16 protein-coding genes are annotated in these 19,919 nt (G+C 70.2%); 6 read left to right on the top strand and 10 right to left on the bottom strand.

Annotated elements, in window-relative coordinates; genetic code table 11:
- Positions 1 to 3: 3 nt before the first annotated feature.
- Together EJO71_RS29940 and EJO71_RS29935 are read right to left on the bottom strand one after the other, a co-directional pair.
- Positions 4 to 375, bottom strand: a complete 372-nt coding sequence (locus EJO71_RS29940; protein ID WP_171022584.1) for a DUF2946 family protein — start codon at positions 373 to 375, stop codon at positions 4 to 6.
- Positions 376 to 386: 11 nt separating this feature from the next.
- Positions 387 to 1,577: a TraB/GumN family protein gene (locus EJO71_RS29935; RefSeq protein WP_240651554.1), complete on the bottom strand. Its 1,191-nt coding sequence runs from the start codon at positions 1,575 to 1,577 to the stop codon at positions 387 to 389.
- Between the two features lie 136 nt (positions 1,578 to 1,713).
- Between EJO71_RS29935 and EJO71_RS29930 the strand changes: the two genes are divergently transcribed.
- Together EJO71_RS29930 and EJO71_RS29925 are read left to right on the top strand one after the other, a co-directional pair.
- Positions 1,714 to 2,127, top strand: a complete 414-nt coding sequence (locus EJO71_RS29930; protein WP_125952148.1) for a VOC family protein — start codon at positions 1,714 to 1,716, stop codon at positions 2,125 to 2,127.
- Between the two features lies 1 nt (position 2,128).
- Entirely contained in the window at positions 2,129 to 3,313 is a 1,185-nt protein-coding gene (locus tag EJO71_RS29925; protein ID WP_125952149.1) for a hypothetical protein, read from the top strand.
- Positions 3,314 to 3,432: 119 nt separating this feature from the next.
- Here EJO71_RS29925 and EJO71_RS29920 read toward each other — a convergent pair whose 3' ends face one another.
- From EJO71_RS29920 to EJO71_RS29910, 3 genes are read right to left on the bottom strand one after another with little or no spacing between them, the layout of a single operon-like run.
- Positions 3,433 to 4,407, bottom strand: coding sequence for a tripartite tricarboxylate transporter substrate binding protein (locus EJO71_RS29920; protein ID WP_125952150.1), 975 nt, complete (start codon positions 4,405 to 4,407; stop codon positions 3,433 to 3,435).
- Between the two features lie 32 nt (positions 4,408 to 4,439).
- On the bottom strand, positions 4,440 to 4,658 hold the full coding sequence (locus EJO71_RS29915) for a hypothetical protein (protein WP_125952151.1): 219 nt from the start codon (positions 4,656 to 4,658) through the stop codon (positions 4,440 to 4,442).
- Positions 4,655 to 6,403, bottom strand: coding sequence for an FAD-dependent monooxygenase (locus EJO71_RS29910; protein ID WP_125952152.1), 1,749 nt, complete (start codon positions 6,401 to 6,403; stop codon positions 4,655 to 4,657). Before EJO71_RS29910 ends, EJO71_RS29915 begins: the two co-directional genes overlap by 4 nt.
- A 107-nt stretch (positions 6,404 to 6,510) precedes the next feature.
- Between EJO71_RS29910 and EJO71_RS35000 the strand changes: the two genes are divergently transcribed.
- Positions 6,511 to 7,293 (top strand): LuxR C-terminal-related transcriptional regulator, encoded by a 783-nt coding sequence (locus tag EJO71_RS35000; RefSeq protein WP_125952153.1) that lies wholly within the window; start codon positions 6,511 to 6,513, stop codon positions 7,291 to 7,293.
- Between the two features lie 6 nt (positions 7,294 to 7,299).
- Here EJO71_RS35000 and EJO71_RS29900 read toward each other — a convergent pair whose 3' ends face one another.
- The gene (locus EJO71_RS29900) at positions 7,300 to 8,394 is read right to left on the bottom strand and encodes a fumarylacetoacetate hydrolase family protein (protein WP_125952154.1); all 1,095 of its coding nucleotides are present in this window, start codon (positions 8,392 to 8,394) and stop codon (positions 7,300 to 7,302) included.
- 139 nt (positions 8,395 to 8,533) lie between these two features.
- Here EJO71_RS29900 and EJO71_RS29895 point away from each other — a divergent pair, with 139 nt between their 5' ends.
- Both EJO71_RS29895 and EJO71_RS29890 read left to right on the top strand, forming a co-directional pair.
- Positions 8,534 to 9,709 carry a DUF3108 domain-containing protein gene (locus tag EJO71_RS29895; protein WP_125952155.1) on the top strand — a complete coding sequence of 392 codons (1,176 nt, stop codon included), beginning with the start codon at positions 8,534 to 8,536 and terminating at the stop codon, positions 9,707 to 9,709.
- A gap of 115 nt (positions 9,710 to 9,824) precedes the next feature.
- Complete coding sequence (locus EJO71_RS29890; RefSeq protein WP_125952156.1) at positions 9,825 to 10,136, top strand: DUF3567 domain-containing protein; 312 nt, start codon at positions 9,825 to 9,827, stop codon at positions 10,134 to 10,136.
- Positions 10,137 to 10,193: 57 nt separating this feature from the next.
- Here EJO71_RS29890 and EJO71_RS29885 read toward each other — a convergent pair whose 3' ends face one another.
- Positions 10,194 to 11,255, bottom strand: a complete 1,062-nt coding sequence (locus tag EJO71_RS29885) for an AbrB family transcriptional regulator (protein ID WP_125952157.1) — start codon at positions 11,253 to 11,255, stop codon at positions 10,194 to 10,196.
- Positions 11,256 to 11,332: 77 nt separating this feature from the next.
- Here EJO71_RS29885 and EJO71_RS29880 point away from each other — a divergent pair, with 77 nt between their 5' ends.
- Positions 11,333 to 12,214, top strand: a complete 882-nt coding sequence (locus tag EJO71_RS29880) for a ChaN family lipoprotein (protein WP_125952158.1) — start codon at positions 11,333 to 11,335, stop codon at positions 12,212 to 12,214.
- Positions 12,215 to 12,284: 70 nt separating this feature from the next.
- On the opposite strand, the gene EJO71_RS29875 is transcribed toward EJO71_RS29880, so the two are convergent.
- From EJO71_RS29875 to EJO71_RS29865, 3 genes are all read right to left on the bottom strand, one after another.
- A complete protein-coding gene (locus tag EJO71_RS29875) occupies positions 12,285 to 17,615 on the bottom strand; it encodes an S-layer family protein (protein WP_125952159.1) in 5,331 nt (1,776 codons plus the stop codon).
- 72 nt (positions 17,616 to 17,687) lie between these two features.
- Entirely contained in the window at positions 17,688 to 19,088 is a 1,401-nt protein-coding gene (locus tag EJO71_RS29870) for a CsgG/HfaB family protein (RefSeq protein WP_125952160.1), read from the bottom strand.
- Between the two features lie 13 nt (positions 19,089 to 19,101).
- Entirely contained in the window at positions 19,102 to 19,614 is a 513-nt protein-coding gene (locus tag EJO71_RS29865; protein WP_125952161.1) for a hypothetical protein, read from the bottom strand.
- Positions 19,615 to 19,919: the final 305 nt, after the last annotated feature.

Genomic DNA, 19,919 nt, shown 5'->3' with positions numbered 1-19,919 from the left:
ACGTCAGGAGAAAGCCGGGGGCCCGCGCGCCGGCAGCGGCGCCGCGGTGGCCGCGGCAAGGCGCGCGGCGGGAATGGGCTGGACCACGCGGCCCAGCGGCAGGGGAAGATCGAAGACGGGAGCCGCCGCAGCCGGCGGCGGTGCGCCGGTCAGCACGCACAGCGGGCAGTCCATGTGGGAGGCGCCCATTTCCTGCACGCCGTCTTCGGTGTGGACCACCACCTTGATCGAGCCAGCGCCGGAGCACACCAGCTCCATGGCCTGTGGATTGACCAGCGGCGACGCCACCGCCACGCCCAGCGACATCACGAACCACAGCAGCACCCAGCGGCCGACAAGGCCGAGGAGGCGGGTGGAGCGGTGCATCGCGCGCATGGCGGTCGCGATTATCTGCGCACTTTGCCCTTGGCGGCAGGGGCGGCGGCCTTGGAGGCCGTCGCCCTGGGAGCGGCCTTGGCGGGTGCCTTGGCTCCGCCTCTGGCCGCGGCGGGCGCCGCCCTGGCCGGCTTGCCGCCCCTGGCTGCCGCTGCAGGAGCGGCCTTCCCGCGCTGTCCCTTGACCGCCTTGCCGCCGCGCACGGCCCTGCCCGCCGGCGCAGGCGCCGCGAGCGCTGGCATCGGCTGCGCCGTCTGTTCCTGGGCGTTGGTCAGCACCGGCGTCACGGTGAAGCCGCGTGCCGCCATCAGCGTGGGCAGCCCCTGCGGGCCGATCATGTGCAGCGCACCGACTGCCGCGAACACGCCCTTGCCGCTGGCGTGCAGGCGCTCGATGCCGTCGGCGAGGTTCGGGTTGCGGTCGTCGAGCAGGCGCTTCAGCAGCCGCTGCTCGGCGGGCGTCTTGAGGCAGTCGCACCACTCGGAATAGCGGGCGAGCCGGGCGGCGTCGCTGCGCGCCCAGACGTCGGCCAGTTCCTTGAGCTGGCCGCGCAGCTTGCCGGACTCCAGCTCATCGAGCGCCGCGTCGACCTGCTCGGCCTCCTCGGATTCGGATTCGCCGGTCAGCACCTTGAGCTGGTCGGCCGCATTCTCGAGGGCGACGATCGGCTTGTTGTTGTTGCGCGCGGCGACCGCCAGCGTCTCGTCCACGCCGAACTCCGGATACAGGCCGTCGGCGCGCCCCACCAGCCCGGCCAGCGCCGTGACCTGCAGGATCGGCTGCAGCTTCGACAGCGAACCCGGCGGCACGCAGGCCTCGGTGTTCTGGCGCTCCAGCCGGCGGGCGCGCTCGCCGCTGAGCACGCGCGCCAGCAGTTCCGGATCGGCCGGGCGGGCCATGGCGCGGGCGGTGGCTTCGTCGCGCATGTCGAGTTCGAGCGCGACCGTGTCGCTCTGCGTCAGCGCCTTCTGGATGGTCGGGCCGGGCCGCACCCAGTCGCCCCGGCCGATGTGGATGGTGCCGTAGAGCCACGAGGTCCGGCCGTCGCGCTCGATGCGCCAGAGCACCCCGCGGTCGATGCCGTTGCGCAGGCCGACACCGGGCTTCTCGAGGCTGGCGATGGCCGAAGGCGGGCAGGTAGCCGCGTGCGCCGCGGCGAAGGTGAACATGCAGCACGCGCCGGCCAGGAGCCGCAGCGGCACGCGCCGGAGTTCCGGCGCGGAAGGGAAAAGGGCGTCGCGCACACGCGCGACCAGGGTCCGGAGTATCCGCAAGGCTTGCTCCACGATGAAAGAAAGTCCGGCATTCTCACAGCACCGCTGCCCATAATCCGAAACCATGCAGAGCATCTTCCACCTTGCCTTCAACGTCCGCGACCTCGACGGCGCCCGCCGCTTCTACGGCGGCGTGCTCGGTTGCGCCGAAGGCCGCAGCACCGACACCTGGGTCGATTTCGATTTCTTCGGCCACCAGATTTCCCTTCACTTGGGCGAGCCCTTCGCCACCGCCCGCACCGGCCGAGTCGGCGACGTGATGGTGCCGATGCCGCACTTCGGCCTCGCGCTCGCCCTGCCCGACTGGCAGGCCATGGCGAAGCGGCTCGAGGCCGCCGGCACCGAGTTCGTGCTGAAGCCGCAGGTACGCTTCGAGGGCCAGCCGGGCGAGCAATGGACGATGTTCTTCTTCGACCCGTTCGGCAACCCGATCGAGGTCAAGGGCTTCCGTTCCCTGGACACGCTATACGACAAGTGACATGACCCCGCGCCGCATCGTCCCTCGCGGCGCCGCCGCCGCACTCTTCGCGCTGCTGTGCGCCACGCAGGCGCACGCGCAGCTCGACTGCGAGCTCAACGGCCGCAGCGTGAACCCGGACAACGGCAGCAGCACCGCCGGCAAGACCGGCCTGCTGCGCTGCAAGGACCGCACGACCGGCGAGCTGCAGCGCGAGGAGCAGATACAGAACGGCGTGTCGATGGGCATGGTGCGCATCTACGAGAAGGGCAAGCTCGCCAAGGAGCAGAGCGTCAACGCCAAGGGCAACCTGCAGGGCCGCGCGCGCGAGTTCTCGCCCACCGGCCGCGTGCTGCGGGACGCCACCTACGACGACGGCCAGGAGCGCGGCCTGGTGCGCAGCTTCTACCCCGATGGCAAGCTGCGCCGCGCGATCTTCTATCCCAACTCCGACACCGGCGGCGGCAGCGAGCGCGCATCGGTCGAGTTCACAGAGCACGGCCAACTCTCCGCCCTGCGCTGCGCCGACGCACCCACGCTGGCGCCGGTGGTGGACGATGCCAAGCTCTGCGGCTTCTCGGGCACCGGCCCCTCGCAGGTCGAGCTGTTCGACGCGCGCGGCAACCTGCGCTCGCGGCTTTCCTACGTGTCGGGCAAGCGGGTGCGCTCGCAGAGCTTCTACGACAACGGCAAGACCTCGGCGCTCGACGAAATCGTGGGCAACCAGCGCACCGAGCAGAGCTACTCGTCGGAAGGCGTCAAGCGCCGCGAGACGGCGTTCCTGCTGGTGGAGCGCGCCAGCATCCGCGTGCGCGAGCAGGCCTTCTCCGAAAAGGGCACGCTGGTACGCGACCAGCGCTGGAACAGCGCGGGCGAGCCGATCGTCGACGACAGCTACTACCTCAACGGCCAGCCGCGCAGCAAGTCGGCCTACAGCGGCAGCGGCGACGCGCGCACGGTGGAGATCACCGAGTTCTACGACAGCGGCCAGCGCGCCGCGCTGGGCCGCTACGAGATCCAGGGCCGCAACCGGCAGATCCCCGTGGGCACCCACCAGCGCTTCAGCGAGAAGGGCACGCTGCTGGCCGAATCGAGCTTCGACGCCAAGGGCCGCGTGACCCGCGAGCGCGCCTGGGACGAGAACGGCGAGCTGCAGCGCGACGACGAAGTCTTCGAGGACGGCTCGCGCAAGGCGTACACAAGATAACGCCCCCAGGCTCCGCGCACTTCGTGTCGCTGCGCCACCCCCCTACCCGGGGGGCGACACCTGCGGCCCGGCGAAGCCGGTTCCGCGGTGTCCCGCGAAAAGAGCTGCTCCTGGCGAGCTCAGTCCAGCTTGATACCAGCCTGCTTGATGATCGGGCCCCAGCGCTTCGATTCGGCGCGCGACAGCGCCGCGAACTGCGCCGGCGAGCCCGGCATCGCTTCCATGCCGAAGTCCTCGAAGCGCTTCTGCACCGCCGGCGTGCCGAAGGCCTTGTTCAGGTCGCCGTTGAGCTTGTTCACCACAGCCGCCGGCAGGCCGGCCGGGCCGAGGATGCCCTGGAACGCGAACACCTCCGTGTTGGGCACGCCCACCTCGGCCAGCGTCGGCACGTTGGGCAGCAGCTTGCTGCGCGCGCCCGAGCCGATGGCCAGCACCCGCACCTTGTTGCTCTGCATGATCGACAGGCCCGAGGCGAGGTCGAGGAACATGCAGGGCACCTGCCCGCCCATCACGTCGGCCATGGCAGGCGCCGCGCCGCGATACGGGATGTGGGTGATGAAGGTGCCGGTACGCACCTTGAACATCTCCATCGCCAGATGGTGCGGCGAACCGTTGCCGGGCGAGGCGTAGTTGACCTTGCCGGGGTTGGCCTTCACATACGCCAGGAAGTCCTTGAAGTTCTTGGCCGGGAAGTCGGGGTGCACGACGAGTGCGAGCGGGAACTTGCCGATGGCGCCGATGTAGGTGAAGTCCTTCTCGGGGTTGAAGGGCAGCTTGCTGAACAGGTACTCGTTGAAGGCCAGCACCGCGTTGTCGGCCGACAGGATCGTGTAGCCGTCGGGCTTGCTCTTGGCGACGATGTCGGCGCCGATGTTGGTCGATGCGCCGGGGCGGTTGTCGACCACGATCTGCTGGCCCAGCGTCTGGCGCATCGATTCGGCCAGCACGCGCGCGATCACGTCGGTGCCGCCGCCCGCCGGGTAGGGCACGACCCATTTGACGAGCTGGGCGGGGTACTCCTGCGCGCGGGCGAAGGGCGATGCGGCCACGGCGGCGCCGGAAGCGAGCGTGGCGAGAAGGGTGCGGCGATCCATGGATCAGTCTCCAGTCGGTTGTATTTCAGAAATCAGGATGCGGACAGCGATGGTACGGGCAGCGCGTGCAGGGCGTCGGCCAGCGCGGCGCGGCAGCGCGCCTCGTCGCCGACCTGCTCGAACAGCAGCAGCGCGAGCCGCGCGAGGAACAGCGATTCGCGCTCGGCGCCCGCCTCGCTGATGGCGCGCGCGCACTCGGCATAGAGGCGGTCGCGGGCGTCGGGTTGGAGCGGTGTCGTCGTGGTCGTCATGCGGAAATCTCCCGGGCCGCGCGGGCCAATGCGGGTTGCAGGGCGCCGGGCGGCAGGCGATGCCAGCGCGCGGCCACGTGGCCGTCGGGGCGCAGCAGGTAGACCGCGCCGTCCCGCGCACCGAGCGCCTCGAAGACTTCGGGCGAGGCGTGCGCATCGGCGCCGTCTGTGCCAGGGCTCGCGATGCTGCGCACGACGAAGGGCAGCACGCCCTTTCGCGCCCGCTCGATGTCCGCCGCCGGCAGCGCGACGAGGTCGGGCCGCAGCACCAGCAGCGTGAAGGTGGGCGCGATCCAGTCGGTGAGATGCCCGCGTTCGAGCTGCTGCTCCGGCATCGCCTCGCCCGGCGACGGGCCGGCGGGCAGCGCGTCGCCCTTGCTCGACAGCGGCGAGGCGGCATAGCGCACCGCCTGCGTCTGGCGCGGATTGATGAGCTGCGCGATGCCGCGATGCGCTTCCGACAGCGACAGCGCCGCCTCGCGCAGCAGGTCGAAGCCGCGCGAGGGCGGCGACATGAATTCGGTGCTGCGCATCGCGTTCTCGGCGTTCACGTGGAAGGCCTCGATGCGCTCCTGCGAGTACGAGTCGAGCAGCGCGGCGTCCGACAGGCCCCTGGCCACGAAGGCCAGCTTCCACGCGAGGTTGTCCGCGTCGTCGAAGCCCGAATTGAGCCCGCGCACGCCGAAGATCGGCATCGCATGCGCCGCGTTGCCCGCGAACACGACGCGGCCGTGGCGGTAGCTTTCGAGCGTCATCGCACCGGCGCGGTAGACCGAAGTCCACACCGTCTTCCACGGCAGGTGGCCCTCGCCGATGGCGTCGAGGTGGCGCTGCACGAACTCGGCCACCGCCGCCGGCTGCAGCGCCTCCTCGGTGCTCTGGCCGGGGCGCAGCTGGTAGTCGATGCGCCAGATGTCGTCGGGCTGGCGGTGCATCAGCACGGTCGAGCCGGGGTTCCACGGCGGATCGAACCATGCGCGGCGCTCGGTCGGATGGCCGCTCCTGAGTTCGATGTCGATGATCACGTAGCGGCCCTCGTAGCCCGTGCCCTCGAGCGCGAGCCCCATCGCCTTGCGAACGAAGCTCTGGCCGCCGTCGCAGGCCGCGAGCCACTGGCCGCGCAGCCGGTAGGCGCCTTCGGTATTGCGCACGTCGAGCGTCACGCCTTCTTCGTCCTGCGCGATGCCGGTGAGCTCGGTGCCCCAGCGGATGTCGACGAGCCCCGGCGTGCGCTCATTGCGGCGCAGGATCTCCTCGAGCAGGTAGTGCTCGGCGTAGTACTGCTCGAGGTTGATCATCGGCGGCAGCTTCTGCCGCTCGTCGTTCGGCATCTCGAAGTGGAACACCTCGGCCGTCTTGTAGAAGCTGCGGCCGCCGGTCCAGGGCAGGCCCTTGTCCATGAAGGCGCGCAGCACGCCGAGCCGTTCCATGATTTCGAGGCTGCGCCGCGAGATGCAGGCCGCGCGGCTGCCCACGCACACCGTGTCGTCGGCTTCGAGGATCACGCTGCGCACGCCGTGGTTCGCGAGCCCCAGCGCGAGCGCCATGCCGACCGGCCCGCCGCCCGCGATCACCACCGGATGGCTGCCGGCTTCGATGCCGCCGGGTTCGAGCTTCGGTGTCCGGGACTGGTAGCGCGTGTAGTGGAAGGCGCCCACCGACGGCGGCAGTTCGGTGGCGCTTGCCGGTGGAGGCACGGGGCCGCTGGCGGCATTGCCGAGAGCGGCAGCGGGGGAGTTCGTCATCCGACGGGATTGTCCCGATGCGCAAGAGGCGGCAATGTCATAACTTCGTACGAGGTACTTACCCGAATCCCTCCCTCTTATTCCCCCTACTCCCCCACCCCCCACGCATGAGACGCTGGCGCATCCACCCTGCCGAAGACACGGCGCTGGCCGCGGCCGTGGTCGGCGACGTGCTCTCCGGCGTGGGTACGCCGCACCTGGCCAGCAGCTATCTCGGGGCCATGCAGCGCGTGATGCCGGTGACCTTCTGCACCGTGTTCGTGGTGGACGCGGCGGGGCGCATCGAGGCGGTGTCGGCCGCGAGCAGCTACGGCAGCACGGCCGAGCGCACGACCGAGCGCTACGTGGCGCAGCGCTTCGACCTGCTCGACCCGAACATGGCCTGGCTCGCGGCGCGCAAGCTGCCGAAGCGCGCCCAGCTGTGGCTGGGCCACCAGCGCGCCGACGAAGTGGCCGACCCGGAATACCGCGCCGCCTGCTACGGCGACGTGGGCATCCGCGAGCGCGCCTCGGTGCTGTTGCTGCAGCCCACCGGGCAGCGCGTGGCGGTGAGCTTCTATCGCAGCCTCGCGCAGCCGGAGTTCGATGCGGCGGACTTCGCGCGCATCGAGGCGCACGCCACGCTGCTGGCCGACGCCACCGCCGCGCACGGTCGTAGCGCCGTGGCCGTGCGAGAGGCGGTGGAGCCGGCCCTCGCCTCGCGGCTGCTGAGATTGAGCCTGCGCGAGCGCGAGGTCATCGGCCACCTGATGGCGGGCAAGACCGCCAAGGAAGCCGCGCGCGAGATCGGCGTGGAGCTGACGACGGTGCGCACCCACCAGTACCGCGCGTTCCGCCGACTGGGAATACGGTCGCAGAAAGAGCTGCTGCGCGGCGCCGGGCCGCACTGAGCGGCTTCAGTCTTCCGAGGCGCTTTCTTCCTGCGGTGCCTCGTCGGCCGCCTGCTGCGGCTTCACCAGCGACACCGGCGCCTCCTTCGGCCGGCCGGCCGTCGACACGATTTCCTGGTCGATCGCGCCGAACAGCGAGCGCCCGTCCAACCCCTTCATCTCGATGCGGATGGTGTCGCCGAACTTCATGAAGTCGGTGTAGGGCTGGCCGGTCTGGATGGTCTCGATGCAGCGCTTCTCGGCGATGCACGAGTAGCCCTTGGGCCAGTCCATGTGGCCGTTCTTCTCTACGCCCTTGTTGCTCACGGTGCCGCTGCCCACGATGCTGCCAGCGCGCACGTTGCGCGTCTTGGCGACGTGGGCGATGAGCTGGCCGAAGTGGAAGGTCATTTCCGGGCCGGCATCGCACATGCCGACCTTGCGGCCGTTCCAGCTGCTTTGCAGCGCGAGGTGCACCCGGCCGTCCTGCCAGGCTTCGCCGAGCTCGTCGAGCGTCACGGCCACGGGGCTGAAGGCGGTGGCGGGCTTGCTCTGGAAGAAGCCGAAGCCCTTGGCCAGCTCGGCCGGGATCAGGTTGCGCAGGCTCACGTCGTTGGCCAGCATCACGAGGCGGATGCCGTCGAGCGCCTGGTCGGGCGTGGCGCCCATGCGCACGTCACCGGTGATGACCGCGATCTCGGCCTCGAAGTCGATGCCCATGGCCTCGCTGGGCACCACCACGTCGTCGGTCGGGCCGATGAAGTCGTCGCTGCCGCCCTGGTACATCAGCGGGTCGGTGTAGAAGCTCTCGGGCACCTCGGCGTTGCGCGCCTTGCGCACCAGCTCGACATGGTTCAGGTAGGCCGAGCCGTCGGCCCACTGGTAGGCGCGCGGCAGCGGGGCCATGCACATCGACGGGTCGAAGGGAAAGGAGTGGCGCGCACGGCCGGCGTTGAGGTTGGCGTACAGGTCCTGCAGCTGCGGGCTCATGAAGCCCCAGTCGTCCAGCGCCTGCTGCAGCCGGTTCGCGATGCCGGTGGCGTAGTGGGCGAGCGTGAGGTCGCGCGAGACGACGACGAGCTGGCCGTCGCGCGAGCCGTCTTTCAGGGTGGCGAGTTTCATGATGCGGTGCGTGCGTGAGAGCAGGGATGCGGCACCGGCGCGGGGCCGGGAGCCGCTCCCACTTAAACTGGTTGGACGGGCGGCAGTGTACCGAGGTGGTCTTCGTGAACCTCCGTGCCGGCGCCCACTCCACACAACGATGCCGACGCTCGTCGCCCCCTCTTCCTCGCTGCCTGCAGGCCTGCCCGGGCGCCCTTCGTGGCGCGCGCTGATCGGGCTGACGTTGCTCGTGGCGCTGGTCCACGTGGTGCTGCTCGGGGTGGCGCCGATGGCCATCGGGCCGGAGCCTTCGCCGCTGGCGAACAAGTTCAGCACCCGGACGATCGTGATCGCGCCGCCGGCCTCGGAAGCCCCCGCTCCCGCAGCCGCGCCGGCCGAGACCAAGCCCGCGCCGCCACCCAAGCCGCGACGTCCGCGCGAGCCCACGGCGCCCCGGCCGAAGCCGGCACCGGCAGCCGTTGCGCCGGAACCCGACACACCCGCCATTCCCGCCCCGGAAACGCCCGACCTGACGACTCAAGCCGCTACCGATTCAGGAGCAACGCCGCCGGAAGCGCCGGCCAGCGCCCCGGCGGGTGCGACATCTCCCGCCGGCGGCACCGGAACCGGCACCGCGGCGGCGGGCGGCGAGGGCTCGGGCACCATCGCGGGCACCCAGGCGATGAAGATCCCGGGCTCGGTCACGCTCGATTTCGAGGCCACCGGCCAGTCCGGGGCTTCTCCGCAGCGCGGCGTGTTCGGCGAGCTGGTCTGGCTGCAGGACGGCAGCCGCTACGACGGCCGGCTGACGCTCAAGGCGGTGTTCTTCACCCTGCTGAACTGGCACAGCACCGGTCGCATCGGCCCTTCCGGCCTCGAGCCGGAGCGGTACTCGGAAAGCCGCAAGTCCGAGGTGGCCTCGCATTTCGCGCGCGACCGGGGAGAGGTCGTGTTCAGCAGCAACGTGCCTCCGGTGCCCCTGCTGCCCGGCGCACAGGATCGCATGAGCGTGATGATGCAGCTCGGCGGCCTGCTGGCTGCCAGCCCCGGGCGCTATCCGGCCGGCACCCGGATCTCGGTCCAGACGGTAGGGCCGCGCGACGCCGAGGTCTGGGTCTTCGTGGTCGGCGACGAGGAGAAACTGAGCCTTCCGGCCGGCGAATACGTCGCCCGAAAGCTCACCCGCGACCCGCGCAAGCAGTTCGACAGGAAGCTGGAACTCTGGCTCGCGCCGGCCTACGGCTACCTGCCCGTGCGGATCAAGCAGACGGAGGCGAACGGGGACTTCGCTGACGCCCAATTGCGCAAACCCCTTCCTGCGGACCCGGCAAATTGAGGAGAAAGTCACACCATCGAAGCAAAAGGGCCCGGAGATATGCCGATTAGCCAGTTGGTTTTACAAATAGACAACCTATCTTGAAACTGGCGCGTTGATTGCTATCTAACCCTTCATGAACGCCATCGACATCTTCACAGGGCCCGCCATGAACATGCTTTATGACTCGGAGTCTTTCGTCGTCGTGCACGTGCAGCCCAACGAGGGCGACACGCCCGAGCAGCCGAACATGCCGGTTCTGGAACGCCACGGCTTCGAGATCGTGGACAAACGCTCGGGCAAGGAGGTCTACCTCGACGGTTCCTGGGCCGAACTGTTCCAGCAGCAGATCGCGGCGTGGCAGCTCAACACCCCCACCCAGGAAGAAGTGGAAGACACGCTCGAGGGCTACGCCGAACTGGCGCACACCCCGGTTCTGGTGCATTAAGCCCGATCCGGCCGGCTTCCCGAGAAACAGCAAAAAGCGCCCCGAGGGGCGCTTTTTTCATGCCCGACGGTAGATCCACCGGAACATCGGCCCCACGAGCACCAGCACCGCCACCAGCCGGCAGACCTGGAAGGCGGTGACCACCGGCACGCCCAGCTGAAGCACCTTGGCCGTGATCGACATCTCGGCGATGCCGCCCGGCGAGGTGCCCAGGATCATCGTGGCCGGATGCAGCCCGGTGGCCCAGGCCAGCAGCCAGGCCACCGCGCCGCACAGCAGCAGCATGCCGAAGGTGCCCAGCACCACCGAGCCCAGCCAGCGTGGCGCCGTGTGCAGGAACTCGCGGCTGAAGCGCACACCCAGGCTCACCGCGATGACGAGCTGCGCCGTGTTCGACATCCATCCGGGCACGGCCGACAGCGACTGGCCCGCCACGGTGAAGCCCATCGCCACCAGCAGCGGCCCCATGAACCACGGGTTGGTGCGCTTCAGCGCGCGCATCGCGAGGCCGCCGATGCCGGTCGCCACCGCGAGCAGCGCCAGCCCGCCCAGGTTCACCTCGCGCACGCCTGGCGGATTGATCTCCAGCCCGTGCAACCCGCTCCACTGCATCGCGAAAGGGATCGTCACCGTCACCACCACGAGCCGCAGGCTGTGCGCCGCTGCCACGAGGTCGGTGCGCGCGCCGGCCGACTCGGCCATCAGCGTCATCTCCGAGGCGCCGCCGATGGCGCCCGAAAAGTAAGTCGTGGCTCTCATCGAATTCGCCGGCACTTGGGGCATGCGCGCCGCGTGCATCGCGTGCAGCCAGCGGCCGAAGCCCACGCCCAGCAGCAGCGCCCAGGCGATGGCCAGCACGATCGCCCACCACACACTGGCCACCAGCGCCACCACGTGCGGCGTGAAGTACAGCCCGAGCGCGGTGCCGATGGTCCATTGCCCCGCGTTGCGCAGCGGCGTGTAGCTCGCGGTGGGCGCACCGGCGATGGAGGCCACCGACACCGCGAGCAGCGGTCCGATCATCCAGGGCAGGGGCGTTCGGAGCGCGAGGCAGACGCCCGCTGCGGCAAGCGCCAGCAGCAGCGTGGCCAGCACGCGGACGAAGAAGCGGGAGGACACAGGGAGCGAAGGGGATGACAGGGAAAAGCGGAAACGGACGGCACCGCGTGCGCACGCCGAGGGCATAGTATGGCGCGATGCCTTCTCCACACTGGCCCGTTCGGGCTTCCCGGCTCCTGCTGCTTCCCCTGCTCGCCGCCACCGCATTCACGGGCTGCTCGGCGCTTTCCCAGTCCTCCTCTTCTTCCGGCCCCGACGCGCCCGATGCCCCTGTCGCGCGCCGCATCGCGGCACTCCAGCCGGTGGACGCCCTGCTGCTCGGCGAGCAGCACGACGCGCCCGAGCATCACGTCATCGAGCGCGAGGCCGTCGAGGCGCTGGCCGCGCGCGGCCATCTCGCCGCGCTGGCGCTCGAGATGGCCGAGGAAGGCCGCAACACCGCGCAGCTCGCGCCCGCCGCCACCGAGGCGCAGGTGCAGGCGGCCCTCGACTGGAGCGACAAGGCCTGGCCCTGGGCCAGCTACGGCCCCGCAGTGATGGCCGCCGTGCGCGCCGGGGTGCCAGTGGTCGGCGCCAACCTGCCGCGCGCCCGCATGAAGGACGCCATGGCCGACGTCTCGCTCGACGTGCAGCTCAACGGCGAGGCCTATGCCGCGCAGCAGGATGCCGTGCGCGAGGGCCACTGCAGGATGCTCCCCGAGTCGCAGATCGTGCCGATGACGCGCATCCAGGTCGGCCGCGACCGCGCGATGGCGCAGGCCATCGTCAAGGCGAGGAAGCCGGGCCAGACGGTGCTGCTGATCGCCGGAGCGGGCCACGTCGTGCGCACGCTCGGCGTTCCGCAGCACCTGCCCGACGACGTGAAGGTCGCCACCGTGCGGCTGATGGCGGCGCCTGCCTCCGCGGCCGGCCCGGAGCCCGGCGACTACGACCGCACATGGCGCACGCCGCCCCTGCCCGAGAAGGACTACTGCGCCGAATTCAAGCGGCAGCAGACGAGGCCGCAGCCGAAGACCTGAACGGAACGCGATCCACGAGAAAAAAGCCGCCGGCCCGAAGGCCCGCGGCTTTTTTTCAAGGCGATGCAGTTCAGCGCGAGGTGATCGTCGACACCACCGAGTTGCCCGTCGCCGAAGCCGTGATCTGGTTGCCCGTGGTGCGCAGCGTGCTGTTGCCCACCGCGCCCGAGACACCGCCCCCGAAATTCACGCTCGTCACCATGGCCGTCACCGCGCCGGTGTTGACTTGGTAGTTGGCGATGGCTGCGCTCGGTGCGCCAGTGTTCAGCGCCGTCTGCGTCACGCGGTTGGTCGCGCTGTTGCCGAAGGCCTGCGCCGCCAGCGCATTGCCGGTGACGCCGACCGTGCCATTCGACACGCCCGCGCCGGTGCCGTTGAGCGCCACCTGGTAGCTCGTGCCCGTGCTGGTGGCCGTCACCGCGCCCGCGTTGCTCTGGCTGTTCAGGATCGCCGCGCTGGCGCCGACGTTGAGCGCCAGCGGCGCCGCGACCAGGCTCGACGAGCCCGCGGTGGCCGCGCCGCCGTAGCCGCTGCCGGCCGTCGACTCGATCACGTTGGTCGCCGCATTGCCGCGCGCCAGGGCGGCGGTGGTGTTGCCGTCGAGCGAGATGCTGCTGCCGTTGAGCGGCACCGCACCCGCCAGCGTGACGTTCGCCACCGTTCCGGCCGTGGCCGTCACGCCGGCCGTGCTGCCCTGCACGTTCGCGATGCCGGTGCTGGCCCCCTGCGTCGCGCTGCCCGCCACCGTGAAGGTGTTGGTCGCGCGGTTGGCCGAAGCCTCGGCGAAGGTGCTGTTGCCCGAGATCGTGAGCGCGCCGTTGATCAGCCCCGGTGTGGGCGCGGCGTTGTCGTCGTTGTGGATCGAGGTGCTGGCCGTGCCGGCGACCGTCGAGGAAGCCGTCTGCCGGTTCGACAGCACGTGGTCGCCGGTGGCGATCACGTTGTCGGCGCTGCCCGTCTCGCTCAGCGTGGCAGAACCCGTCGCGCCCGGCGGCAGAGCGTTGACCGCGCTCACGCTCAGCGAGTTGGTCGCGTCGTTCATCACGCCCAGTGCCGTGTTGCTGTTGCCCGAGATGCGGATCGTGGAGCCGGAAGACGCCACCGGTGCGAACAGCTCCAGCGTGGACGACGCCGCCACCGGCGCGGTGCTCGACTGCGTCGACTGCAGCGCCGAGCGCGCACCCACGTTCGAGCCCGCGAGCGCCACGCTGTTGAGCGCCGTGTTCGACACGGCCTTCGCGCTCTGGCTGTTGTTCGTCACGCCCAGCGTCGAGGTGCCGACGGCGGACAGCGGCGCGGTGTCGATGCCGATGACGCCCGTGGCGGTGGCCGACACGGCGCCGGCGCCCAGCTGCACGTTGGCCAGCGCATGGTCGGCCGACACGGCCACCGACGACGCGGGGCCGGTCGTCGTCGCGGGCAGCAGCGCGACACCGCCGGCGATGGCGCCGCTCTTCACGTCGATGCTGTTGGTCGCGGCGCTGCCGGTTGCGGCAGCGGCGGTGCTGTTGCCGTCCAGCGTGGCGCTGCTGCCCGAGAGGGCGCTGACGCCGGTCAGCGTGAGCTTCGTCGCGTTGTTGGCATTGGCGGTCACGGCCGCGCTGCTGTCCTGCGCATTCAGCACCGCGGTCTTGGCCGACTGCGATGCGCCGCCCGCCAGCGAGGCCACGTTGGTCGCTCGGTTGGCCGAGGCTTCCGAGTACGTCGTGTTGCCCGAGGCCGTGAAGCTGCTGTTGAGCAGGCCGGCGTTGGGGACCACGAGGCGGTCTTCGTTGTAGATCGCGGTGTCGGCGGTGCTGGTGACGGAAGCTCCGGCCGACTGGCGGTTCACCAGCACCTGGTCGCCCAGCGCGATGCTGTTGCCTGGCAGCACCCCCTGGGTGATGACCGCGGAAACGGCAAGCCCGCCCGAGGTACCGCCCGCGACGGAAACCTTGTTGCTCACGTCGTTGATCACGCCCAGCGCGGTGTTGCTGTTGTTCGAGAGCTTCACCGAAGAGCCCGACACCGAGGCCGGCGCGAACGCCTGCATGAACGAGCGCGATTCCACCGCCGCCGTGCTGCCCTGCGCCGACAGCAGCGCCGAGCGGGCCGACACATCGGTGGCCGCGAGCGCGATGGCGTTGCTGCCCGTGTTGGCCACGGCCTTCGCGCTCTGCGTGTTGCCCGATGCGCTCAGCGTGGAGCCGCTGATCGCCGCGCCCGGTGCCGTGTCCACGCCGAAGGCGGCCGCCACCTTGGAAGAGATCGTCGGGCTCGTCACCAGCTGGATGTTCGAGATGGCATGGTCGCCGACCGCGCCCGCCAGGCCCGCGACGCTGGTCGCGCCGGCAAGCGGCAGCCCGTTGCCCACGGCGATGGTGTTGCCCTTCACGCCGATGCTGTTGGCCGCCGCGTTGCCGGTGGCCGAGCCGCCGGCGGTATTGCCGTCGACCGTGACCTGCGAACCCTGGATGCTCGCGCCGCCCAGCACCACCTGCACGCCGTCCTTGTTGGTGAGCAGCGCGCCCTCCTGCCCGGTCAGCGAGCTCACGGCCGCGCTGGTGAGCTGCAGGTTCTGCACCGCGGTGGTGGTCGAGACGCCGACCGCATCCACGCTCACGCCGTTGGCGGCGCTGTTGCTGGTCGCGCCGGCCAGCGTGGTGTTGCCGCTGGCGTCCACTTTCGAGTTGCTGATGGCACCGGTCACGGTGGCCTGCACTTCGGGTCCGCCGCTGCGCTGCGCCGACACCGTACCCTGGCCCGACTGCGCGTTCTGCACGCTGAAGGCGGCGGTGGTGGCGAGCACGTTGCCCGTCAGCGTCGCACCGCCCAGCGAGAAGCCTGCCGTGTCGATGTTGTTGCCCGTCACCTTCACCGTGTTGCCGGTGGCGCGGCTGCCGTAGGCCAGCGCCTCGGCGGTATTGCCCGAACTGGACACCGAGCCGTTGGTCAGCGTGCCGTTGACAGTGGTTCGCGCCACGATGCCGCCTGCGGCGGTGGCGTCGATGACCGTGCCCGCGCCCGCCACCGCCTGTGTGTTGGTGACGTTGGCGATCGAGGCGTTCGAGCCGCTCACGTTGTTGAGGCCCAGCGTCACGCCGCTGGCCGCGTCGTTGCCGTAGGTGGCGGCGACGAAGGCATTGCCGCCGTTCGAGACGCCGGCGGCCGAGACATTGCCGTTGACGGTTGCCGCGAAGGTGTTGGGCCCGGTGGCCGAGCTGTTGACGTTCGCCTGCACCGACTGGTCATTCAGCACGCCGTAGGCCGCGCGCACCGTCGGCAGCGCTCCGGCGGCGTTGCTGAACGGCAGCCCGCCGAGCGCGTCGACCGTGACGTTCGAGGCCGGCGCACCCAGGAACGGGCCCGCCGCCGCGGCCAGGTTGCCCGCGCTCACGCCCAGCGTGTTCGTGGCCGAGTTGCCGTAGGCGATGGCACGCTGCAGGTTGCCGGTGAGCGAGGCCGAGCCGCCCGTGAGATTGCCGTTCACCACCATGCGTGCCTCGGGGGTCGACAGCCCCGCGCCGACGGCGGAGGTCGCGTCGTTCATCTGCACGCTCGCGATGCCGGCGCCGGTACCCACCGAGTTGCCCGTGAGCGTGAGCGTGTTGGTGGCCCCGCTGCCGAGCGCCACGGCCTCCTGCCGGTTGTCGGTCAGCGCCAGCGTGTTGTTCGCGACCGCCGCGCCGCCGCCGTTGGCGGTCAACAGGATCTGCGAGCCGAAGTTCAGCGCCGCGACGCCGCCGTTGTTGTAGTTGCCTTGCAGGTTGGTGAGCGTGGCCGCGCCGCCGGCGGACACGCGCCCGTCGGAGGCCGTGCCGCCTGTGAGCACGGCGTTGCCGTTGCCCAGCGCCACGGTGCTTGCCTGGATCGCCAGGCTCTGCGTGATCTGGTTGCCCTGTGCCGTGGCGGCCGAGGTGTTGTCCGAAACGGTGACCGTGCTGCCGGTAGTCTGGCCCGTGCCGGGCGACTCGCCCGTCTGCGCCGAGATGACCGACGGGAACAGGAACGCCGTGACCGGCGCCGTCGTGTTGGCCTGCTGGTTCGACACCGCGGCGGTGCCGGTGAAAGAGGCCGCGTTCTTGCCGCTGGCAATGGCGCTCGATGCCGTGTTGCCCGTGGCGGCCGCGGTGATGCTGTTGTCGGCCAGCGTGACCTGGCTGTTCTTGCTCGACTGCACGCCGGCCAGGACCTGCGCCCCCGAGGTCTGGGCAAAGGTGGTCACGCCGATGTTGCCCTGGCTGTTGACGATGGCCAGGTCGCTGTTGACGTTGCTGGTCACGCCCACGCCGTTGTGCGTGCTGTTGTTGGCCGCGGTGGCGGCCGTGCCTGTGCCCGCGACGCTCACGTCGTCGATCAGGATGCGGTTGCCCGCCACGCCTGCCGTGGCGCCCAGCGCCTCGTTGCCAGTGGCCGCGCTGGAGATGGCATTGCCCTGCACCGACAGCGAACCCTGCAGCACGTTGGTGCCGCCCGCGGGTGCCCCGCTGATGAGGCCCGTGATCACCGAGCCCGAGTTGGTCGCGCTGTGCACGACGGCCGCGAGGATGCCGTTGCCGTTCGCCTGCAGGTTCGCGACCACCGCCGAGCCAGCGAAGGCCGGCGCGCCGCCCGACTGGATTTCGGCCGTGCTGTTCGCGCTGTTGGCCTTGAGCACCGCGGAGATCGAATTGCGTTCCAGCGCCGCAGCCGTCGTGATGGTGTTGCCCGCGTTCGCCGTCAGCATCAGGTCGACCATGTTGTTCTGCACCAGCGCACCGGAGTTCGCGCCCGTGGCCGACTGCAGCGAGGTCACGACGATGTTGCCCTTGGCGTCGAACAACGGCGCGCCCGCCGGATAGGTCAGCACCGAGGTGCCGGCCTGCGGCGCCGCGCCCACCGCCGCGGCTCCCGACACCACCGAGCTGCCGTTGTTGAGCGTGGTGGTGGCCGAGATGGTGTTGTCGGCGTTGACCACGCTGCCGGTCTGCAGCGTGCTCGACTCCTGCGCCAGCTTGCTGCTGGTCACGCTGCTGTTGATCACGCCGCTGTTGGTCGCCACGCCCAGCGTCGCCGCGTTGTTCACCGGCGATCCGGGCGCAGGCTGGATGCCGTTGGCGAAGCTGTTGCCGGTGGCGGTCGCGCCGATCAGGTTGCCGGTGGTGCTCATCGCCACCGGGTTGGGGTTCGACGGCGTGCCGGTGGAGGTAGTGCCCACGGTCGCGCCGGTGATGGTGGCATTGACCGGGGCGGTGTTGTTGCTGCCCGAGTTCACCGAGGGCGTGCCGGTGGCGGTGCCGTTGTAGGCGGCGTCGACCGAAGTCTCGGCCGCCTGCGCGCCGGAGGCAGCGGCGATCAGCGCCATCGCGACTGCCGTGCCGATGCTGCTGCGGCTGAACATGGGCGCGCGTGCGGCCCGGCTCTGGATCTTGCGTGCTTTCATGTCGTGACTCCTCGGATGTTGGAAGCGGTCTGGGTCGGAAATCGGATGGATGCGCGGAACGCGCGAGGCCGGTCAGTCGCCCTTGACGGCGCCGTCGGCAGAAGACGAAGGCGCCGCGCCGCCGACCACCGGGCTGCCGATGCGCAGCTTGGCGATCTCCTGCAGGCCCGGGCCGTCGCGGTGGATCGACGTGTCGGCCGCGTCGGGCCGCCACGTGACGCTGATGGCGCCCGGCGCCACGCCGCGATTGGCCAGCGCCGAGGTGACGGCGGCGATGCGCTGCTCGATGAGCTCGTCGCGCTTGCGGGCGTCCCAGTTCTCGGTGTCGCGCGCCACCAGCACGATGTCGGTCGTGCCCTTCCTGGCCGCGCCCGCGATCTGGTCGATCAGCGCGAGAGAGCTGCCGCCCAGCGTGGTCGCGCCGAAGTCGAAGGCCACCTGCGTCGCGGTGCCCGTGAGGCGCGCGCCGCCTGGGCCACCCGCGTTGACGGCCACGCCGCCCTGCGCCACCGGCGAGGTGACGGCCGCCGCGCCCGCCGCCGCATCGGCACCGGGGTTGTCGACCTTGCGCAGCTCGGCCGCGGGCGTGAGAGGAATGGCCTCGCCGCCACCCGGGCGCATCGTCATGCAGGGCCGGTGGTCGACCTGCGTGACGGCGGCCATGAGCCGCACCACGCCTTCCTCGAGCGCGGCGCGCACGCCCATCTGCACCGGCTCCTGGCCCTTGGCGCCGATGTCCACGTCGTACAGCTTGCTGCCGAAGAAGCGGAACACGTTCAGGCCCACTTCGTAGCCGTTGAACTGCTTGGTGAGGCTCACGGTGCGCACCACCATCAGCGATTTGGTGTCGACGATGCGCAGGTCCACGCTCACCGACTGGCTGAAGGTTCGCGCCTTCACGCCCACCTGGTTCACCGCGAACTCCGCGCCGCCCGAGTTGATGTTGTAGTTGAGCTCGGTGATGCCGCCGACGATGAAGTAGTCGGACTTGTTGATGGTGCCGCCGAAGTACGGCAGCCACGGCACGTTCTGCCCGCCGTTGGGTCCGCCGAGCTGGTGCGTGCGACCGTCGCCGAGCTGGCGGCGGTCCGCGTAGCCGAGCTCGCGCTCGGCGATCACCGGGTCGAAGCGCTCGGCGATGCTCACCGCGCCGCCGAGCTTGCCGAGTGCCGAATACACCATCAGCGCGCCGCCCTGCGTGATGGCATTGCCTTCGTTGATGCTGTACTTGCCGGTGTAGTCCTTCACGTCGCCCACGCCGACGATGATGGGCGGGCGCCGCGTGGCCGCGATGTGGTCGGCGTAGCAGGCGAGCACGGCCTCCATCGGCGTGACGTTGTCGCGCACCGAGGGGCCGAGCACCACGGGTGCCTCGTTCGGCGCAAAGCGCTGCTGCGGCGCCGAGACGCAACCGGCAAGCGCCAGCGTGGCGACGGCTGCAAGAACGGATGCGCGGGTGATGCGACGTTGCATGTCTCGCTCCCGCTCAGTTGAGTACGCCGAACGCGCACGCCGAGCTGCCGCCCACGCTCGCGGTCTGCGCGCCGGCGTTGCCCTGCGTCGAGTTCAGCGCCTGGTTGGCCGCGCCCTGCACCTGCGAGCTGGTGCCGCCGACGATGCCCGATGCCACCGCGCCCGAGTTGGCCTGCGAGGTGCCCACCGTCGCGCCACCGAGCGTGCCCACTGCCGTGCGGCTGTCGTTGCCCGAAGCGTTCGAGGTGGAACCGGCCGTGCTCGGTGAATTCGCGACCGTGCTGTTGTTGCCGTCGTTGCCCGTCGATGTGGCGGAGACGTTGCAGTTGTATTGGCGGCCGATGGTGGTGTTGTAGACAGGCGCCGCGTAGTAGCCGCTCTTCTGCTTGCGGATCATGTCCTGGATCGCGGCCTGGTTGACCTTGTCGGTGCTGGTCTGGAACTGCCATGCGGCGTTCTCGCCGACGTTGTTGGCAAACGCGACCAGCGGCGCGCACACCACGGCCAAGAGAAATACGCGTTGCATGACGGCCCCTCTTCGCAAGACGCACCCGAAGGATTCACGAGTGCTACGTTTCGCGAAGGGATGCTAGGGACCGGATGGGGTGGCCGGTATCCCGGGAACCGGTAGTAGGTATCCCGTGAACCGGTAGAAATGAAAGGGGCCTGCCCACGGCCTCACGAGGGCCGCAGGGGCGGTGCGGCGCTTGCGGCCGCGCTTCGGAAGTTCAGTTCAGGCTAGTCGCCGAACCAGAACAACAGCCAGGCGCTGACCGAACCTAGCGTCACCATCACAAGAACGAACTGGAAGCCGGCGGGAAGCGGCTTGCT

The organism is Variovorax sp. 679 (assembly GCF_003952185.1).
Classification (GTDB): domain Bacteria; phylum Pseudomonadota; class Gammaproteobacteria; order Burkholderiales; family Burkholderiaceae_C; genus Variovorax.
The sequence above is the reverse complement of the archived record's forward strand: the minus strand, read 5'-3'. Positions and strand labels throughout refer to the sequence as shown.

Excerpts from the sequence above, each read along its gene's own strand:
- EJO71_RS29910 (WP_125952152.1), bottom strand. The coding sequence starts at position 6,403 with ATGACGAACTCCCCCGCTGCCGCTCTCGGCAATGCCGCCAGCGGCCCC.
- EJO71_RS29915 (WP_125952151.1), bottom strand. The coding sequence starts at position 4,658 with ATGACGACCACGACGACACCGCTCCAACCCGACGCCCGCGACCGCCTC.
- EJO71_RS29940 (WP_171022584.1), bottom strand. The coding sequence starts at position 375 with ATGCGCGCGATGCACCGCTCCACCCGCCTCCTCGGCCTTGTCGGCCGC.
- EJO71_RS29880 (WP_125952158.1), top strand. The coding sequence starts at position 11,333 with ATGCCTTCTCCACACTGGCCCGTTCGGGCTTCCCGGCTCCTGCTGCTT.
- EJO71_RS29865 (WP_125952161.1), bottom strand. The coding sequence starts at position 19,614 with ATGCAACGCGTATTTCTCTTGGCCGTGGTGTGCGCGCCGCTGGTCGCG.
- EJO71_RS29920 (WP_125952150.1), bottom strand. The coding sequence starts at position 4,407 with ATGGATCGCCGCACCCTTCTCGCCACGCTCGCTTCCGGCGCCGCCGTG.
- EJO71_RS29930 (WP_125952148.1), top strand. The coding sequence starts at position 1,714 with ATGCAGAGCATCTTCCACCTTGCCTTCAACGTCCGCGACCTCGACGGC.
- EJO71_RS35000 (WP_125952153.1), top strand. The coding sequence starts at position 6,511 with ATGAGACGCTGGCGCATCCACCCTGCCGAAGACACGGCGCTGGCCGCG.
- EJO71_RS29900 (WP_125952154.1), bottom strand. The coding sequence starts at position 8,394 with ATGAAACTCGCCACCCTGAAAGACGGCTCGCGCGACGGCCAGCTCGTC.
- EJO71_RS29875 (WP_125952159.1), bottom strand. The coding sequence starts at position 17,615 with ATGAAAGCACGCAAGATCCAGAGCCGGGCCGCACGCGCGCCCATGTTC.
- EJO71_RS29870 (WP_125952160.1), bottom strand. The coding sequence starts at position 19,088 with ATGCAACGTCGCATCACCCGCGCATCCGTTCTTGCAGCCGTCGCCACG.
- EJO71_RS29890 (WP_125952156.1), top strand. The coding sequence starts at position 9,825 with ATGAACGCCATCGACATCTTCACAGGGCCCGCCATGAACATGCTTTAT.
- EJO71_RS29925 (WP_125952149.1), top strand. The coding sequence starts at position 2,129 with ATGACCCCGCGCCGCATCGTCCCTCGCGGCGCCGCCGCCGCACTCTTC.
- EJO71_RS29895 (WP_125952155.1), top strand. The coding sequence starts at position 8,534 with ATGCCGACGCTCGTCGCCCCCTCTTCCTCGCTGCCTGCAGGCCTGCCC.